At 72.5% G+C, this 16,744-nt stretch carries 13 protein-coding genes; 7 read left to right on the top strand and 6 right to left on the bottom strand.

Annotation, left to right across the window (positions count from 1 at the left end; translation table 11 throughout):
- Nucleotides 1-231: 231 nt before the first annotated feature.
- Both typA and BLW47_RS16420 read left to right on the top strand, forming a co-directional pair.
- Nucleotides 232-2,097 (top strand): translational GTPase TypA, encoded by a 1,866-nt coding sequence (gene typA / locus BLW47_RS16425; protein ID WP_091557711.1) that lies wholly within the window; start codon nt 232-234, stop codon nt 2,095-2,097.
- A 91-nt stretch (nt 2,098-2,188) separates the two neighbouring features.
- A complete protein-coding gene (locus tag BLW47_RS16420; RefSeq protein ID WP_091557708.1) occupies nt 2,189-3,076 on the top strand; it encodes a serine hydrolase in 888 nt (295 codons plus the stop codon).
- On the opposite strand, the gene BLW47_RS16415 is transcribed toward BLW47_RS16420, so the two are convergent.
- Entirely contained in the window at nt 3,045-3,842 is a 798-nt protein-coding gene (locus BLW47_RS16415) for a tyrosine-protein phosphatase (protein ID WP_091557705.1), read from the bottom strand. The genes BLW47_RS16420 and BLW47_RS16415 overlap by 32 nt on opposite strands.
- A gap of 46 nt (nt 3,843-3,888) precedes the next feature.
- Here BLW47_RS16415 and BLW47_RS16410 point away from each other — a divergent pair, with 46 nt between their 5' ends.
- Both BLW47_RS16410 and BLW47_RS16405 read left to right on the top strand, forming a co-directional pair.
- On the top strand, nt 3,889-4,962 hold the full coding sequence (locus tag BLW47_RS16410; RefSeq protein WP_091557701.1) for a mandelate racemase/muconate lactonizing enzyme family protein: 1,074 nt from the start codon (nt 3,889-3,891) through the stop codon (nt 4,960-4,962).
- Between the two features lie 45 nt (nt 4,963-5,007).
- Nucleotides 5,008-5,928 (top strand): C40 family peptidase, encoded by a 921-nt coding sequence (locus BLW47_RS16405; RefSeq protein WP_091557698.1) that lies wholly within the window; start codon nt 5,008-5,010, stop codon nt 5,926-5,928.
- An 88-nt stretch (nt 5,929-6,016) separates the two neighbouring features.
- Here BLW47_RS16405 and BLW47_RS16400 read toward each other — a convergent pair whose 3' ends face one another.
- On the bottom strand, nt 6,017-7,021 hold the full coding sequence (locus BLW47_RS16400) for a TerC family protein (protein ID WP_091557694.1): 1,005 nt from the start codon (nt 7,019-7,021) through the stop codon (nt 6,017-6,019).
- A 393-nt stretch (nt 7,022-7,414) separates the two neighbouring features.
- Here BLW47_RS16400 and BLW47_RS16395 point away from each other — a divergent pair, with 393 nt between their 5' ends.
- Entirely contained in the window at nt 7,415-7,717 is a 303-nt protein-coding gene (locus tag BLW47_RS16395) for an antibiotic biosynthesis monooxygenase family protein (RefSeq protein ID WP_091557690.1), read from the top strand.
- A 111-nt stretch (nt 7,718-7,828) separates the two neighbouring features.
- Nucleotides 7,829-9,079 carry a glycosyltransferase gene (locus tag BLW47_RS16390; protein ID WP_091557688.1) on the top strand — a complete coding sequence of 417 codons (1,251 nt, stop codon included), beginning with the start codon at nt 7,829-7,831 and terminating at the stop codon, nt 9,077-9,079.
- 7 nt (nt 9,080-9,086) lie between these two features.
- Here the strand turns inward: BLW47_RS16390 and BLW47_RS16385 are convergent, their stop codons facing one another.
- From BLW47_RS16385 to coaE, 3 genes are all read right to left on the bottom strand, one after another.
- The gene (locus BLW47_RS16385; protein WP_175543661.1) at nt 9,087-9,971 is read right to left on the bottom strand and encodes a GNAT family N-acetyltransferase; all 885 of its coding nucleotides are present in this window, start codon (nt 9,969-9,971) and stop codon (nt 9,087-9,089) included.
- A gap of 125 nt (nt 9,972-10,096) precedes the next feature.
- Nucleotides 10,097-12,202, bottom strand: coding sequence for an excinuclease ABC subunit UvrB (uvrB, locus tag BLW47_RS16380; protein ID WP_091557681.1), 2,106 nt, complete (start codon nt 12,200-12,202; stop codon nt 10,097-10,099).
- A 376-nt stretch (nt 12,203-12,578) separates the two neighbouring features.
- Nucleotides 12,579-13,763 (bottom strand): dephospho-CoA kinase, encoded by a 1,185-nt coding sequence (coaE, locus tag BLW47_RS16375; RefSeq protein ID WP_091557677.1) that lies wholly within the window; start codon nt 13,761-13,763, stop codon nt 12,579-12,581.
- Nucleotides 13,764-13,863: 100 nt separating this feature from the next.
- Between coaE and BLW47_RS16370 the strand changes: the two genes are divergently transcribed.
- A complete protein-coding gene (locus BLW47_RS16370; protein ID WP_245736690.1) occupies nt 13,864-14,892 on the top strand; it encodes a GGDEF domain-containing protein in 1,029 nt (342 codons plus the stop codon).
- A gap of 135 nt (nt 14,893-15,027) precedes the next feature.
- Here the strand turns inward: BLW47_RS16370 and rpsA are convergent, their stop codons facing one another.
- Nucleotides 15,028-16,572 carry a 30S ribosomal protein S1 gene (rpsA, locus tag BLW47_RS16365; protein WP_091557671.1) on the bottom strand — a complete coding sequence of 515 codons (1,545 nt, stop codon included), beginning with the start codon at nt 16,570-16,572 and terminating at the stop codon, nt 15,028-15,030.
- Nucleotides 16,573-16,744 lie beyond the last annotated feature (172 nt).

Genomic DNA, 16,744 nt, shown 5'->3' with positions numbered 1-16,744 from the left:
CTGGGAGGCCGACCAGCAGCGCCGGTGGCCGCACGGGCCGCGACCGTCTCCACGATCATGGCGCCGCCGCGATCAGCGCGGCGGGTACGGAATCAGCAGCCCCGCACGCGCGTTCCTCCCCTGGGCCGTGCGGTACACGACGGCCGCGCGGACGTTTTCCGACGAGAGCCGAGGAAGGCTCGGGTCACCCCGCGTCACAGCCACCGATCACCACCACGAAGAATGGATGCCATGCAGACCCGCTCCGATCTCCGCAACGTCGCCATCATCGCGCACGTCGACCACGGCAAGACCACCCTGGTGGATGCCATGCTGCGCCAAGGCGGCCAGTTCCACGCCCGCGCGGAGATGGCCGACCGCGTGATGGACTCGATGGACCTGGAGCGGGAAAAGGGCATCACCATTCTCGCCAAGAACACGGCCATCAGCTACGTGCCGGACAGCGGCGACCCGGTCACCATCAACATCATCGACACCCCCGGTCACGCCGACTTCGGCGGCGAGGTCGAGCGCGGCCTGACCATGGTCGACGGCGTCGTCCTGCTGGTCGACGCGAGCGAGGGGCCGCTGCCGCAGACCCGCTTCGTGCTGCGCAAGGCGCTCAAGGCCCGGATGCCGATCATCCTCGTGATCAACAAGGTCGACCGTCCCGACGCCCGGATCAAGGAGGTCGTCGACGACACGTACGAGCTCTTCCTCGACCTGGACGCCGACGAGGAGCAGATCGACTTCCCGATCGTCTACGCCTGCGCCCGCGACGGGATCGCCTCGCTGACCCAGCCCGCCGACGGCACCGTGCCGGCCGACAGCGACAACCTCCAGCCGCTGTTCCGCACCCTGCTGGAGACCATCCCCGCGCCCTCGTTCGAGGAGGGCGCGCCGCTGCAGGCCCACGTGACCAACCTCGACGCCTCGCCGTTCCTCGGCCGGCTCGCGCTGTGCCGCGTGCACCAGGGCACGATCCGCAAGGGCGAGACCGTGACCTGGTGCCGCACCGACGGGTCGATGCAGAAGGTGCGCATCTCCGAGCTGCTGATGACCGAGGGGCTGGACCGCAAGCCGGCGGAGCAGGCGGGGCCGGGCGACATCATCGCCGTCGCCGGCATCCCGGAGATCATGATCGGCGAGACCCTCGCCGACGCGGAGGACCCGCGGCCGCTGCCGCTGATCACCGTCGACGAGCCGGCCATCTCGATGACCATCGGCACCAACACCTCGCCGCTGGTCGGCAAGGTCAAGGGCGCCAAGGTCACCGCCCGGATGGTGAAGGACCGGCTGGACAAGGAGCTGATCGGCAACGTCTCGCTGCGGGTGCTCCCCACCGAGCGGCCGGACGCGTGGGAGGTGCAGGGCCGTGGCGAGCTCGCGCTGGCCATCCTCGTCGAGCAGATGCGCCGCGAGCAGTACGAGCTGACCGTCGGCAAGCCGCAGGTCGTGACGAAGGAGATCGACGGCAAGACCTGCGAGCCGGTCGAGCGGCTGACCATCGACGCGCCGGAGGAGTACCTCGGCGCGATCACCCAGCTGCTCGCCACCCGGAAGGGCCGGATGGAGCAGCTGGTCAACCACGGCACCGGCTGGATCCGAATGGAGTGGCTGGTACCGGCGCGCGGCCTGATCGGCTTCCGCACCGAGTTCCTCACCGAGACCCGCGGCACCGGCATCCTGCACCACGTCTTCGAGTCCTACGAGCCGTGGTTCGGCGAGCTGCGCACCCGCAACAACGGCTCGCTGGTCGCCGACCGTTCCGGCGTGGCCACGCCGTTCGCGATGATGAACCTGCAGGAGCGCGGCACGCTCTTCGTCGAGCCGACCACCGAGGTGTACGAGGGCATGATCGTCGGGGAGAACTCCCGCTCCGACGACATGGACGTCAACATCACCAAGGAGAAGAAGCTCACGAACATGCGCTCCTCCACCGCGGACGAGACCGAGAAGCTGATCCCGCCGCGCAAGCTGTCGCTGGAGCAGGCGCTCGAGTTCTGCCGCGAGGACGAGTGCGTGGAGGTCACCCCGGCCGCCGTGCGCATCCGCAAGGTGGTGCTCGACCAGACGCAGCGGGGCCGGATGGCCGCCCGCCGCAAGCACCAGGGCTGACCGCCCCACCCGTTGATCGAGGGCCTGTTCACCCGGGGTGAACAGGCCCTCGATCCACTTCGCGTCGCGGGACCGCGCTACTCTGCCGGCCATGACGTGGCAGCGCCTCGACGCGGAACTGGCCACCGCGTCGCGCACCGTCTCGGTGTGCGTCGGCCGGCTCGGCGCCGCTCCGGCGTACACCCGGCTGCCCGACGTCGGGCACTACGCGGCCAGCACCATGAAGCTGGCCGTGCTCACCGCCCTACACCGCGCCGCCGAGGCGGGCGCGCTCGATCTCGACGCCCCGGTGCCGGTGCACAACGCCTTCGACTCCGCCGCCGCCGGCGCTCCCCGCTTCGCCTGCACCCGGCGCTACGACAACGACGATGTGGTCTGGGAGCGGATCGGGGCGACCGCGCCGCTGCGCTGGCTCGCCGAGCGCATGATCGTCAAGTCCAGCAACCTCGCCACCAACCTGGTCCTGGCCCACGTCGGTCTGCCCGCCGTGGCGCGCGTCTGGGATCTCGTCGGGGCCCGGCACAGCGTCACCGGGCGCGGCATCGAGGACTTCGCCGCCCGCGATGCCGGCATCACCAACGAGGTCACCGCCGCCGACCTGGCCGCGCTGCTGTCGGCGATCGCCCGCGGCGCGACCGCCGCCGGACCGTGCGACGCCCCGGTCGTCGGCCCCGACGCCTCCCGCCGGATGCTCGACGTGCTGTTCCGGCAGGAACACCGCGAGGACCTCGCCGCCGGGCTGCCGCCGGGCACCCGCATCGCCCACAAGAACGGCTGGGTCCACGGGGTACGCCACGGCGCCGGCGTGGTCTTCCCCGACGACGCGCCCCCGTACGCGGTGGTGGCCTGCACCACCACGACGGACCCCGCCGACGAGCGCGGCGACGACGACGCGTGCCGGCTGATCGCGCGGATCTCCGCGACCGCGTGGACGCGTCGGCACGAGCTCACCCCAACAGGTGCCCCCGCAGCGCCGTGAGCGTGGCCTCGTCGAGACCGAGCCCGTCGCGCAGGTAGCCGTCGAACGACCCGTACACCCGCGCCACCTCCGCGTAGGCCGCGTCCAGGTACTCCTCGCGCACCTCCAGCACCGGGCGCACCGCGTCCTCGTCCAACTCCGGATGCCGGCGGCGCATCGCCCGCAGGATCGCCTCCCGCGTCCCGGCGCCCAACTGGTTGCTGCGCAGGTAGTCCGCCCGGATGGCCGCGTCGTCCACGCCGAGCGCGGTCAGCAGGATCACCGTCAGCCAGCCCGTGCGGTCCTTGCCGGCGCTGCAGTGGAACAGCAGCGGCAGGTTCGCCGGATCGGCCGCGAGCCGCACGGCCCGGCCGAACCCCGCCCGGGCCGGCGCGCCCGTGACGAACCAGCGGTAGATCTCCGCCATCGCCGCCGGCGTCCCCTCCCGGGCCAGTGCGGCGTACGCGCCGAGATCGTGGCCGGCCAGCACCGCCGACAGGTAGATGAAGACCGGATGCTCCCGCTCCGACACCGGCAGGTGCACCACCCGCGGCTGACCCGCCAGCCGGTCCGGCGCCGCCACCGAGATCTCGGAGGCGTCCCGCAGATCGACGACGCAGGTCACGCCGAGCTCGGCCAGCACCCCGACGTCGGCGTCGCCCAGCCGACCCGGCGCGTCGCTGCGGATCAACATGCCGGACCGCACCGGCCGCCCACCGGCGCCGGTCAATCCACCCAGATCCCGGCTGTTCGGCGCGCCCACCAGAATCCCACCCGGACGTGACATCCGCCCTCCCCGATACGACGATCTATTCGGGGATAGGGTGCCGTACATGTCGATTGCGGCGGTACGCACCCATCGGCTCAGCGCCGCCCTGCACACCCCGTTCGTCACCGCCCTGCGTCGGACCACCACCGTCGAAACCCTCGTCGTGGAGGTCGTCGACAGCGACGGGTGCTCCGGGTTCGGCGAGGCACCCCAGGTGTGGCAGGTGACCGGCGCATCGGTGGACGGCTCCGACGCCTGCGTCCGCGAACTCCTCGCCCCGCTGATGACCGGCCGCGACCCCGACGATCTGGTCACCCGGTGCCGCGAGGTGCGCCGCGCGGTGGCCGGCAACGAGGCCGCGAAGGCCGCCGTCGACGTCGCCCTGCACGACCTCGCCGCGCGCCGGCTCGGCGTACCCCTGGTCCGGCTGCTCGGCGGCACGGCGCTGCGGGTGCCGACCGACATCACGCTCTCCGCGGGCGACGCCGACGCGCTGGGCGCGACGGCGCGGCAACGCGTCGGCGCCGGGTTCACGATCCTGAAGGTCAAGGTGGGTACGGACGCCGCCGGCGACCTGGCCCGGGTGCGCGCCGTGCGCGACGCCGTCGGGCCCGGCCCCCGGATCCGGCTCGACGCCAACCAGGGGTGGACGCCGCGCGAGGCCGTCCGGGTGATCCGCGGGATCGAGGACGCGGAGCTCGACGTCGAGCTGGTCGAGCAGCCGGTGCCGCGCTGGGACCTCGACGGGCTGGCCTGGGTCAGCGACCGGGTCGAGGTGCCGATCCTCGCCGACGAGGCGGTCTTCGCCACGCGCGACCTGGTCGAGGTGATCCGGCGCCGCGCCGCGGACATGGTGAACGTGAAGCTCGCCAAGTGCGGGGGCCTGACACCGGCACGCACGCTGCTCGGGCTCGCCGAGGCGCACGACATGGGCACGCTCGTCGGGTCGATGATGGAGACGCAGATCGGCGTGGGGGCGGCCGCCAGCCTGGTCGCCGCGTACGGCACCACGGCCGTCAGCGACCTCGACGCCGCCTGGTGGCAGGCGTCGTCGCCGGTCCGGGGCGGTCTGCGGTACGACGGCGCGGACGTGGTGCTTCCCGAGGCGCCGGGACTGGGCGTGACGGGGTTGGGCTGACGGGGTCGATGGTTTCCGCAGAACCGACAGATAGAGGGGTGCAGGGTGACTCTCCAGCCGGGCCGGGAGGCCCTCGTCCGGGTCGCGGTGGCGACCCTGTGGGCGCGCCCCGAGGCCGTCCGCCCGATCGACGCGCCGGCGCTCGCGCCGCTGACCGACCTGTCCGCCTGGATCTCCGGGATGGACGCCGACCAGCAGGTCGGCGACGCGGTGCTCAGCCAGCTCCTGCTCGGGGAGCGGGTGCTGATCGAGGAGCTGCGCCCCGACGGGTGGGCGCGGACCATCGCCGTGGAACAGCCGGCCGCGAAGCTGGATCCGCGCGGCTACCCGGGCTGGGTGCTCGCGGCGCAGCTCGCACCCGCGCCGCTCGCGGCCGACGACACGCCGCCCAGCCTGGTGGTGGACGCGACGGTCACCGCGCTGCGGGCCGCGCCCGGCGGCGAGGTGGTGATCCCCGGCGTCATCCTCGGCACCCGGCTCGCCCCGTACGGTCCGCCGCGCCAGCAGTGGCGACCGGTCCGGGTGCCCGGCCACGCCGAGCCGCTGTGGGCGCCCGCCGGCGACCTGGTGCCCGTTCCGCAGACCCGGCCGACCGCCGAGGAGGTCCTCGCGGTCGCGTCCCGGCTGCGCGACGTGTGCTACGTCTGGGGCGGCGTCTCGGCGTACGGCATCGACTGCTCCGGACTGGTGCACCTGGCCTGGCGCCGCTTCGGGGTGCAGTTGCCGCGGGACGCCGACGACCAGGCGCGGGCGACGACGCCGCTGGCGCTGGGCGACGAGGCCCCAGGCGACCTTTACTTCTTCGCCCGCCCCGGGAGGAACATCCACCACATCGGCATCGTCACCGCCCGCCCCGATTCGCAGGGGCGGCGGATGCTGCATGCCTGCTACACCAAGCGGCGGGTGCTGGAGGAGGAGCTCCCGGACGAACGGACGGCCACGCTGGTCGGCGCGCACCGCGTCTGACCGCGTCGGCGCCCCCACCGGGCGGACCGATGCGGGGACCGCCGCCCGCCCGCGATGCCCGCGCCGGCGGGGGCATCGGGCGGTGCGGTCAGCCGACGGCGTCGACCAGGGCGCGCTTCTTGTCCCGGCTCGACTTGATCAGGCTCGCGATCGTGGCGATGCCGAGCGCGCCGATGATGACGGCGAGGGAGAGTCCGATCGGCACGTGCGGCGCCCAGGGGATCGGCTGACCGCCGTTGATGAACGGCACGTTGTTGCCAGCGAGGGCTTCGAGCACCAGCTTGACGCCGATGAAACCGAGCACCGCGGCGAGACCGATGTTGAGGTAGACCAGCCGGTCCAGCAGGCCGCCGAGCAGGAAGTAGAGCTGCCGGAGACCCATCAGCGCGAAGACGTTGGCGGTGAAGACCAGGTACGGCTCCTGGGTGATGCCGAAGATCGCGGGGATCGAGTCGAGCGCGAAGATCAGGTCGGTGGTGCCGATCGCGATCATCACGATGAGCATCGGGGTGAAGAGCCGCCGCCCGGTGGCCGGGTCGGTGACCGTCATCCGGGCGCCGTCGTAGCTCTGCGTCAGCGGCAGCGCCCGCCGGCTCCACCGGATCAGCAGGTTCTCCGAGAACTCGTCCTCGTCCGGCTCGCCCTGCCGCAGGAAGTTGATCGCGGTGTAGACCAGGAACGCGCCGAAGATGTAGAACACCCACGAGAACTGCGAGATGAGCGCGGCGCCGGCGGCGATGAAGCCACCGCGCATGACCAGCGCCAACACGATGCCGATGAGCAGCACCTTCTGCTGGTAGGCGCGGGGCACCGCGAAGCGCGCCATGATGATCACAAAGACGAAGAGGTTGTCGACCGAGAGGCTGTACTCGGTCAGCCAGCCGGTGTAGAACTCGGCGGCGTGCACCCCTCCCCAGGTGACCCAGATTCCGGCGCCGAAGAGCAGCGCCAGCCCGACGTAGAACGCGACCCAGAGGCTCGATTCGCGGATGCTCGGCTCGTGGGGTCGCCGACCGATGATCAACAGGTCGGCGGCGAGGACGGCGATCAGCGCGACCAACGTCACGAGCCAGACCCAGGGGGAAACGCCCAACTCAACCTCCGGCAGACACGGGACACCATCAGCCGGGCGCGTCCGACGTGGACGAGCCTTGGCGAGGATGTGCGATGTTGTGGCTGTCGGAGGTCTCTTCCGCCACCGTGGCCGGCCCGTCAGGACGGGCCCGTCGCGGTGACCGACGGCGCCGGGTCGGGCCCGGCGAGCCGGCCGACGACCGTGTTGACGACGCAGTCGCGAGGGAATACTCCCCTCCTACATCCGTCATTGTCCCTCAGCCCCGCGGGCCGGGCGACCGCGACCCCCCGCCTGATCTTTGTGCCATGGCACACTCCGAAGCGCGTCCTAGGAGGCTGGGCTGAAGGGGTCGCGGCGTGGCGCCTCCACCCCGCGCAGTCCCGAGCCCGAGCGGCGTGCGACGCTGCCGTCATGGTGTTGGAGGTTGCGCTGATCGACGTGGTCGCCGGTCAGGAAGATGATTTCGCCGCGGCGTACGCCAAGGGGCACGCGGTGCTCGCCGGCACGCCCGGTTGCCGCTCGGTGCGGATGACCCGCGGCATCGAGTCGCCGTCGCGCTTCGTGCTGCTCGTCGAGTGGGACTCGGTCGCCGCCCACGAGGAGAACTTCCGGGCCACCGAGCGCTTCACCACCTGGCGGTCGCTCATCGGCCCGTACTTCGCCGGTCCGCCCCGCGTCGAGCACTTCACCGACGTCACCCCCGACCGCCCCTAGCGTCCGCCACCGATCGACGCCCGCCGCGGCCGCGGCGCGCGAGTCCCTGCCATGCGGCTCGGTCCCGTACACGATCGACGGAACGCGGCCCGCGCGCGGTAGCGTCGCGGCATGCGGCTGCTGATCGTCACGGCCGGGTCGCGTGGCGACGTCGGGCCGTACACGGGGGTCGGTGCCCGGCTGCGCGCCGCCGGCCATGACGTGACGTTGGCCGCGGATCCCGAATTCGAGCCGATGGTCACCGGCGCCGGGCTGCGGTTCCGGCCGGTCCCCGGCGATCTGCGCGCGCTGCAGGCGACCTCCGCCGGGCTGCGGCTGCACCGCGCCGGGGGCACGCCGCACGGGCTGACGCACTTCGTCCGGCTCGGCCACCGCATGATCGACGGGCTGGGCGATCACATCGCCGCCGCCGCCGAATCCGACACCGAGGCGCTGCTGCTCGCCACCAGCACCGCGCCGCTGGGCTACTCGGTCGCGGAACACCACGGCATCCCCAGCATGGGGCTGTTCCTGCAACCGGTGCACCCCACCGCCGCCTTCCCCTCGGTGCTGGCGCCGTGGCCGCTCGGCCGGGTGGGCAACCGCCTCGTCGGCCGGCTCGCCCGCGTCGTCGCCCGCGCCGTGTACGCCGGGGCGTCCCGTCGGCTACGCGCCCGGCTGCGACTGCCCCCGATCCCGCTCGGCGCGCTCGAACGGCGCGCCGAAGCCGCCCGATATCCGATCCTGCACGGATTCAGCCCCGCGGTGCTGCCCCGTCCGCCCGACTGGCGCCCGGGGCTGGAGGTCGCCGGCTACTGGTGGCCCGCGCCCGTGCCCGGATGGCGGCCGCCGGCAGCGCTCGTCGACTTCCTCGCCGACGGGCCGCCGCCGGTCTTCGTCGGCTTCGGCAGCATGGCCGGCGACGGCGAGCGGCTCAGCGAGCTGGTCGTGCCGGCGCTGCGCCGGGCCGGCGTACGCGGCGTGGTGCAGTCCGGCTGGGCCGGGCTCTCCGCGGGGAGGGCCGGACCCGACATCATCACGATCGGCGATGTCCCACACGACTGGCTCTTCCCGCGGGTCACCGCCGTGGTCCACCACGCCGGCAGTGGGACGAGCGCCGCCGGGCTCCGCGCCGGCGTGCCCGCGGTGCCGGTGCCGATGCTCGCCGATCAACCGTTCTGGGCCGGGCGGCTCGTCGCGCTCGGCGTCGCGCCGCGGGCCATCCCCGCCCGGCGGCTCACCGTGGAGTCCCTCGCCGCCGCCATCCGCGCCGCCGTGACGCAACCCGTCTTCGCGCGACGGGCCCGCGCGCTCGCCGACCGCCTCGCGACCGAGGACGGCGCGGGCGCGGTGGTCCGGGCGGTCGAACGGCTCGCCGGCTGAACCGCGACTACCCGGTGGCGAACCGCGCGCGCCGCCCGATCACCGTGAACCCGAGCCGTTCGTAGAGCCGTCCCGCCGGGTTGTCGACGTTCACGTCGAGCAGCGCCGCGGTCAGGCCCGCCGCGCGCATCCGCGCCAACGCCGCCGCCGCGAGCGCCGCGCCGAGCCCGCGGCCCCGCGCCCCGGGGACCGTGCCCAGCTGCACGATCCAGCCGTCCGCGCACGTCACGAAGCCGACGTCCCGGACCACGGGGTCGGTCGCCAGCAGCGACCATTGCGGCCGGAATCCGTCGTCACCGCTGGTCCAGTCGATCCACCGCCGCGCCGACCAACCGGGGAACCCCGGCCGTTCCCGGAACGCCGCCCGGTAGACCGCGAAGAATCGCTCCGCCGTCTCCGGTCGCCACGGCACCAGCGCGATCCCGTCGGGCAGCGGGTGCGACGGCAACGGCGTGCCGGCGAGGTCGAACCGGAGCACGTCCTCCGCGAAGACCCGCCGCAGCCCCTGCCGGCGCAGGAACTCCTGCCCCGCCGGCGTGAGCGTCTCGGTCTCCACCGTCAGGCGCTCCCCCACTGCGGGCGCCGCCGCCGTACCCCAGTTCAGCAGCGCCGAGCCGAGCCCGCGCCCGCGGTGCGCCGGGTCGACCAGACCGGTCAACACGGCCGCGCGTACCCCGTCGGCGCGCTGGGCGCGGAGCGCGGCGACCGCGATCAGTTCGCCCCCGGCGTCCCGCACGCCCCGGCCGAGCACGCCGTCGCCGCTGTAGCGGCGGCCCAGGAACGGCTCCGTCGCGGCCAGCGGCAGCCCACCGTCGACCGCGAGACAGCGCAGCGCGAGCGACGCCACAGCGCCGAGATCATCGTCGGCCAGCGGCCGCCATCGGGGTGTCACGGCCCGCAGCGTAGGCGCGGCGCGCCCGGCGGCGCACCGCATTTGGGTCGCGCGTGATGGGCCGGGCCGGTCGGCTCCCGGGCGTGCCCCGGGCGATCGAGGAGTGTGCGGCAGCGGCCGACGGGTCAGCGGACGCCGGCGACGTCCATGGCGCGCAGCTCCTTCTTCAGCTCGGACATCTCGTCGCGGATCCGCGCGGCCAGCTCGAACTGCAGCTCCCGCGCCGCGTTCAGCATCTGGTCGTTGAGCTCCTGGATGAGCTGGGCCAGATCCGCCCGCGCCATCCCCGCCCGCGACGGCCCGGCGGCCGCCTTGCCCCGGCTGCGCGTCTCCGGCACCGGCGCCTTGCCCCGCGACATCTGCCGCCCCGCGCCGCCGACGATCGCGCCCTCGGTGTCCTCGGCCTCCCGGTAGATGTCGTCCAGGATGTCGTGGATCTTCTTGCGCAGCGGCTCCGGCGAGATGCCGTGCGCCTCGTTGTGCGCGATCTGCTTGGCCCGTCGCCGGTTGGTCTCGTCGATCGCGTCCGCCATCGACGGCGTGATCTTGTCGGCGTACATGTGGACCTGACCGGAGACGTTCCGGGCCGCCCGGCCGATCGTCTGGATCAGCGACCGGCCGCTGCGCAGGAAGCCCTCCTTGTCCGCGTCGAGGATCGCCACCAGCGACACCTCCGGCAGGTCGAGCCCCTCGCGCAGCAGGTTGATGCCGACCAGCACGTCGTAGTCGCCCTTGCGCAGCTCGCGCAACAGCTCCACCCGCCGCAGCGTGTCGACCTCCGAATGCAGGTAACGCACCCGGATGCCGTGCTCCAGCAGGTAGTCGGTGAGGTCCTCGGCCATCTTCTTGGTCAGCGTCGTGACCAGCACCCGCTCGTCGCGCTCGGTGCGCAGCTTGATCTCGTGCATCAGGTCGTCGATCTGCCCCTTGGTGGGCTTGACGATCACCTCGGGGTCGATCAGCCCTGTCGGCCGGATCACCTGCTCGACGAACTCGCCGGCAGCCTGCTCCATCTCCCATGACCCGGGGGTGGCCGACAGGAAGACCATCTGCCCGACGCGTTCGAGGAACTCGTCGAAACGCAGCGGGCGGTTGTCCTGCGCGCTGGGCAGCCGGAAGCCGTGGTCGATCAGCATCCGCTTGCGCGACGCGTCGCCCTCGTACATGCCACCGATCTGCGGGATGGTGACGTGGGACTCGTCGATGACGGTGAGGAAGTCGTCCGGGAAGTAGTCCAGCAGGCAGTGCGGCGGACTGCCGTAGTCCCGGCCGTCGATGTGCATCGAGTAGTTCTCGATGCCGGAGCAGAAACCGACCTGACGCATCATCTCGATGTCGTAGGTGGTGCGCATGCGCAGCCGCTGCGCCTCCAGCAGCTTGCCCTGCCGCTCCAACTCGGCGAGCCGGTCGGCCAGCTCCGCCTCGATGTCGCGGATCGCCCGCTCCATCCGCTCCGGGCCCGCCGCGTAGTGGGTGGCCGGGAAGATGAGCAGCTGGTCGACCTCCTTGACGACGTCGCCGGTCAGCGGGTGCAGGTAGTAGAGCCGCTCGATCTCGTCGCCGAAGAACTCGATCCGCAGCGCCAGCTCCTCGTACGCCGGGATGATCTCCAACGTGTCACCGCGCACCCGGAAGGTGCCGCGGTTGAACGCCAGGTCGTTGCGGGCGTACTGGATGTCGACGAGCCGCCGCAGCAGCTTGTCCCGCTCGATCTCCTCGCCGATTTTGACCTTGACCGCCCGGTCCAGGTATTCCTGCGGGGTGCCGAGGCCGTAGATCGCCGAGACCGTCGCGACCACGACCACGTCGCGGCGGGTGAGCAGCGACATGGTCGCCGAGTGCCGCAGCCGCTCCACCTCCTCGTTGATCGAGGAGTCCTTCTCGATGTAGGTGTCGGTCTGCGGGATGTACGCCTCGGGCTGGTAGTAGTCGTAGTACGAGACGAAGTATTCGACGGCGTTGTGCGGCATCAGCTCGCGGAACTCCTTGGCGAGCTGGGCGCAGAGCGTCTTGTTCGGGGCCAGCACCAGGGTCGGGCGCTGCAGCCGCTCGACGAGCCACGCCGTCGTCGCGCTCTTGCCGGTGCCGGTGGCGCCGAGCAGCACCGCGTGCCGGTCGCCGCGGCGCACCCGCCGCTCGAGCTCGTCGATGGCCGCGGGCTGGTCGCCCGCCGGCTGGTAGTCGCTGACGACCCGGAACCGGCCGTCAAGTCGCGGAATGTCAAGCGCCATGCCATCAAAGTTACGCCGGGCCTGTGACAATCCGGGGGCGCGTGCGACGGAGGGTGCGCGATCCGCTTCGATCCAGCCATTGTGTGCCGAAGATCACCAGACTACCGTGCTACGGGTAGGCCGCTCGCGGCGGCCGGCCGGGTAACGATCGGGCCTCCACACCGGCTGATCGACCCGGACGCTGTGGTTGCTGCCCCGCATCTCGCTGGCGTGCGCACCGGACGCGGTCGCGCGGAAGCGCAGACCGGCCGCCGCGAGCGCCACCTCACGATTGCGCTGCCCCGCGGCACCTGCACGTCGTCTCGGGCCGATCCCGCCGCTGGGCGCGCCGCAGCCAGGCGGAGCCGAGACGCGGTCGGAGGGACGCCCCGGCAGCTCAGCGCCCCCAGCCGGTGGCCGCGGCCCACCGTTCGGCCCGCGGGTGCACCTCGTCGAACCACGGCTCCTTGGCCGCCGCGTACGACTCGGCCGAGCCGGTCGCGGCCACGAGGTTCCGCTTGAGCGCCAGATATCCGGCCCGGGCCTCCGGGTCGGCCCGCAGGTAGTCCCGCAGCAGCAGCGCGTACCGCCAGCCGGGCGAGTTGAGCACCCGCAGGTGCAGGTTGACCGGGCGGGCGGGGTCGGCGTTGCCGTGCAGCCGCGTGGCCGCCGCGGCCGCCTCCGGCGCGGACGGCTCCGGCGCATCGAACCACCGGCGGGGGCGCGGCGGCAGCCCGGCGGCGGCGAGCGTCTCGGCGAGCGCGTCGGCCTCGTCGAGCGACGCGACGCCGAGTTGGACGTCGAGCACGTCCCGGGCGGGCAGCCCCGGCACCGCGGTCGAGCCGATGTGCTCCACGCGCCGGTCGGCGCCGACGGCGTACCGGATCCGGGCGGCGAGCCGGGCGAACTGCTCCGGCCAGCCCGGGTCGGGGTCCGCGAGGACCGCCGCGGCGGGCCGGGGGGCCGGTCGTCGGTCGCGCACGTTCCGTTCGCACGGCAGCAGCCGGTCGCGCCACGTCGCGTCGACCGCGGCCTCGAGCTGCCCGAGGCTGCCGTCGTTGCGCAGCAGCACGTCGGCGACCGCCCGCCGCTGGGCGTCGCCGGCCTGCGCCGCGATCCGGGCGTACGCCTGTGCCTCGGTCATCCCCCGGTGCTCCACCAGCCGACGCAGCCGGACCGCCCGACCGGCCTCCACGACCACGACCAGGTGGTACGTGGGGGCGAGCCCCACCTCGACCAGCAGCGGCACGTCGTTGACGACGATCGCGTCGGGCGATGCCGCGGCCACGAGCTCCGCGCTGCGGGCCCGGACCCGGGGATGGGTGATCGCCTCGAGCGCCCGCCGCGCCGAATCGTCGCCGAAGACCACCGCCGCGAGCGCGGGACGGTCCAGCGTGCCGTCCGGCGCGAGCACACCGGCGCCGAACGTGGCGACGATCTCCCGGAGCCCGTCGGTGCCGGGCCGCACGACCTCCCGGGCGATGCGGTCGGAGTCGACGATCACCGCGCCGTTGGCCGCCAGCCGCGCCGCGACCGCGCTCTTGCCGGCCCCGATCCCACCGGTGAGTCCCACCATGAGCATCCGGACAGTCAACCGCACCGTCGGGTCGGCGCCGCCGGAAGGGTCAACTCCGGCGTGCGGCGGCCGATCTGCGACATGTGCAGCGTGTTCGGGAGGCGACGTGACGGTGTCGTCGCACCGCCTCGGCGGCCTCGGCGACGACCGGGCGACCGTGTCGGGACGCACGGCCGGCTTTCTCTTCGTCGCGTGCGGGTTCTACGGGTTCATCACCCTGCCGCTGCCGACGCCACCGGGCTTCAACCACGCGGCCGTGTCGATCGTCGCGCTGGCCGCGGTCACCGTCGGGCTGATCGTGCGCCGGCTGCCGTGGCACCGGATCCCCACCGCCGGGCGCCTGACGTTGGCGCCCGCCGCGATGGCGCTCGTCGCCGTGCACAACGTCGCCTCCGGCAACGACCCCTTCCGGTACGGGGCGTTCTTCTTCATCGTCTACATCTGGATGGGGCTGTTCGAGGCCCGGTGGGTCAGCCTGAAGATGACGCCGTTCGCGCTGCTGGCGTACGTCCTGCCGCTGCTGCGCGACGGGATCTCGCCGTCCGTGCTCGCCTCGATCAGCTACGCGGTGCCGCTCTTCGCCATCGTCGGCGAGGTGCTGGCCTGGCGGACGGCCCGGCTGCAGAGCCTGCAGCACCGGCTCCGCTATCTCGCCGAGCACGACAGCCTCACCGGCCTCTACAACCGCGTGGTGTTCGTCGAGGCGCTACGCGCGGCGTGCGAGGAGCGCGCCGAGGCGGCGGTGATCTTCATCGACCTGGACGGCTTCAAGCAGATCAACGACCGCCTCGGTCACGACGCCGGCGACCGGGTGCTGGTCGAGGTGGCGGACGCGCTGCGCCGCTCGGTGCGCGCCGACCGCCAGGACCTGCCGTGCCGGCTGGCCGGCGACGAGTTCGTGGTGCTGGTCCGCGACGCCGACCCGGAACGCGCGGCCCGGGACGTCGCGGAACGCCTGGTCGGGCTGCTCGCCGAGGTCGGACCCGCCGATCATCCGGTGCGGGCCAGCGTCGGCATCGCCAGCGGCACGGCGCTGGAGTCCCGGGACATCGTGCGGGCCGCCGACGAGGCGATGTACGCGGCCAAACATTCCGGTGCCGGCCTGGTCGCGGTGACCCTCCCCCGCGCCGCCTGACCCCTCCCGTCGCCACCGCCCGACGCACCACAACCGCACGATCGACGCGCCGTCCGCCCGGTGCCGCGCCGGAATGACGTCGGGCCCCGCCCGCGACTCGCGTCGCGGGCGGGGCCCGATGTCGGTGTGGCTAACTCAGCTCTTGCCGCCGGCGAGCTTCTCGCGCAGCGCGGCGAGCGCCTCGTCGGTGGCGAGGGTGCCGGCCGGCTCCTCCGCCTGACGCGCCGGGGCCGGGGTCGACGACGTGGTCGCGCCGGCGGCCGGCGGGTTGGCCGCCGCGTCCGCGTCGGCCGCCCGGGCGTTCTGCACCTGCTTGGTGTGGGCCTCCCAGCGGGTACGCGCCTCGGCGTACTGGGTCTCCCACGTCTCGCGCTGCTTGTCGAAGCCCTCGAGCCACTCCCCGGTCTCCGGGTCGAAGCCCTCGGGGTAGATGTAGTTGCCCTCGTTGTCGTACGTCGCGGCCATGCCGTAGAGGGTCGGGTCGAAGTGCTCCTCGCCCTCGACGAAGCCCTCGTTGGCCTGCTTCAGCGACAGCGAGATCCGGCGACGCTCCAGGTCGATGTCGATGACCTTGACCATGACGTCCGAACCCACCTGGACGACCTGCTCCGGGATCTCGACGTGACGCTCGGCCAGCTCGGAGATGTGCACCAGGCCCTCGATGCCGTCGTCGACGCGGACGAACGCACCGAACGGAACGAGCTTGGTGACCTTACCCGGCACGATCTGCTGGATCGCGTGGGTGCGGGCGAACTGGCGCCACGGGTCCTCCTGCGTCGCCTTCAGCGACAGCGAGACCCGCTCGCGGTCCAGGTCGACGTCCAGGACCTCGACCTCGACCTCCTGGCCCACCTCGACGACCTCGGACGGGTGGTCGATGTGCTTCCAGGACAGCTCCGAGACGTGCACCAGGCCGTCCACGCCGCCCAGGTCGACGAACGCGCCGAAGTTGACGATCGAGGAGACGACGCCCTTGCGGACCTGGCCCTTCTGCAGCTTGTTGAGGAACTCGGTGCGCACCTCGGACTGCGTCTGCTCCAGCCACGCGCGGCGGGACAGGACCACGTTGTTGCGGTTCTTGTCCAGCTCGATGATCTTGGCCTCGAGCTCGCGCCCGACGTACGGCTGCAGGTCGCGCACGCGACGCATCTCGACCAGCGAGGCGGGCAGGAAGCCGCGCAGCCCGATGTCGAGGATGAGGCCACCCTTGACCACCTCGATGACGGACCCGCGGACGACGCCGTCCTCGTCCTTGATCTTCTCGATCGTGCCCCACGCGCGCTCGTACTGCGCCCGCTTCTTCGAGAGGATCAGGCGACCCTCCTTGTCCTCCTTCTGAAGGACAAGCGCCTCGATGTGGTCCCCGACCGACACGACCTCAGCCGGGTCCACGTCGTGCTTGATCGACAGCTCGCGCGAGGGGATGACGCCCTCGGTCTTGTAGCCGATGTCGAGCAGGACCTCGTCCCGATCGACCTTGACGACGGTGCCTTCGACAATATCGCCGTCATTGAAGTACTTGATGGTCTCGTCGATCGCGGCGAGGAAGGCTTCCTCGGAACCGATATCGTCGATGGTGACCTTGGGGGCGCTCGAGGTGGCCTCGATGCTGCTCGTCATGTGGGCGGTTGCTCCGGTCGGATGGATGTCACTGCTGGCTGAAGTCGTCGCGGTGACCATTTCGCGCCAGCGGACCCGTCGCTGGGCACCACACACCGATCAGGGTGATCATGTCGATCAGGATGATCATGTGTTGTGTCCGGCGACCGCGGGCCTGCTCCCTGCCGAGGCACACGATCCGCGAGCGCATCGACTAGCTTACCGTGCGCATTACCACAGCGTGCAAGCCCTC

The organism is Micromonospora pattaloongensis (assembly GCF_900107255.1).
In the GTDB taxonomy this organism is placed as follows: Bacteria; Actinomycetota; Actinomycetes; order Mycobacteriales; family Micromonosporaceae; genus Micromonospora_I; species Micromonospora_I pattaloongensis.
Note: the sequence above shows the minus strand (reverse complement) of the source record. Positions and strands in the feature narration are given on the sequence as shown.

Coding starts and splice junctions, on each gene's coding strand:
- rpsA (WP_091557671.1), bottom strand. CDS start 16,572: ATGGTCACCGCGACGACTTCAGCCAGCAGTGACATCCATCCGACCGGA.
- BLW47_RS16415 (WP_091557705.1), bottom strand. CDS start 3,842: ATGTCACGTCCGGGTGGGATTCTGGTGGGCGCGCCGAACAGCCGGGAT.
- BLW47_RS16420 (WP_091557708.1), top strand. CDS start 2,189: ATGACGTGGCAGCGCCTCGACGCGGAACTGGCCACCGCGTCGCGCACC.
- uvrB (WP_091557681.1), bottom strand. CDS start 12,202: ATGGCGCTTGACATTCCGCGACTTGACGGCCGGTTCCGGGTCGTCAGC.
- coaE (WP_091557677.1), bottom strand. CDS start 13,763: ATGCTCATGGTGGGACTCACCGGTGGGATCGGGGCCGGCAAGAGCGCG.
- BLW47_RS16410 (WP_091557701.1), top strand. CDS start 3,889: ATGTCGATTGCGGCGGTACGCACCCATCGGCTCAGCGCCGCCCTGCAC.
- typA (WP_091557711.1), top strand. CDS start 232: ATGCAGACCCGCTCCGATCTCCGCAACGTCGCCATCATCGCGCACGTC.
- BLW47_RS16395 (WP_091557690.1), top strand. CDS start 7,415: ATGGTGTTGGAGGTTGCGCTGATCGACGTGGTCGCCGGTCAGGAAGAT.
- BLW47_RS16390 (WP_091557688.1), top strand. CDS start 7,829: ATGCGGCTGCTGATCGTCACGGCCGGGTCGCGTGGCGACGTCGGGCCG.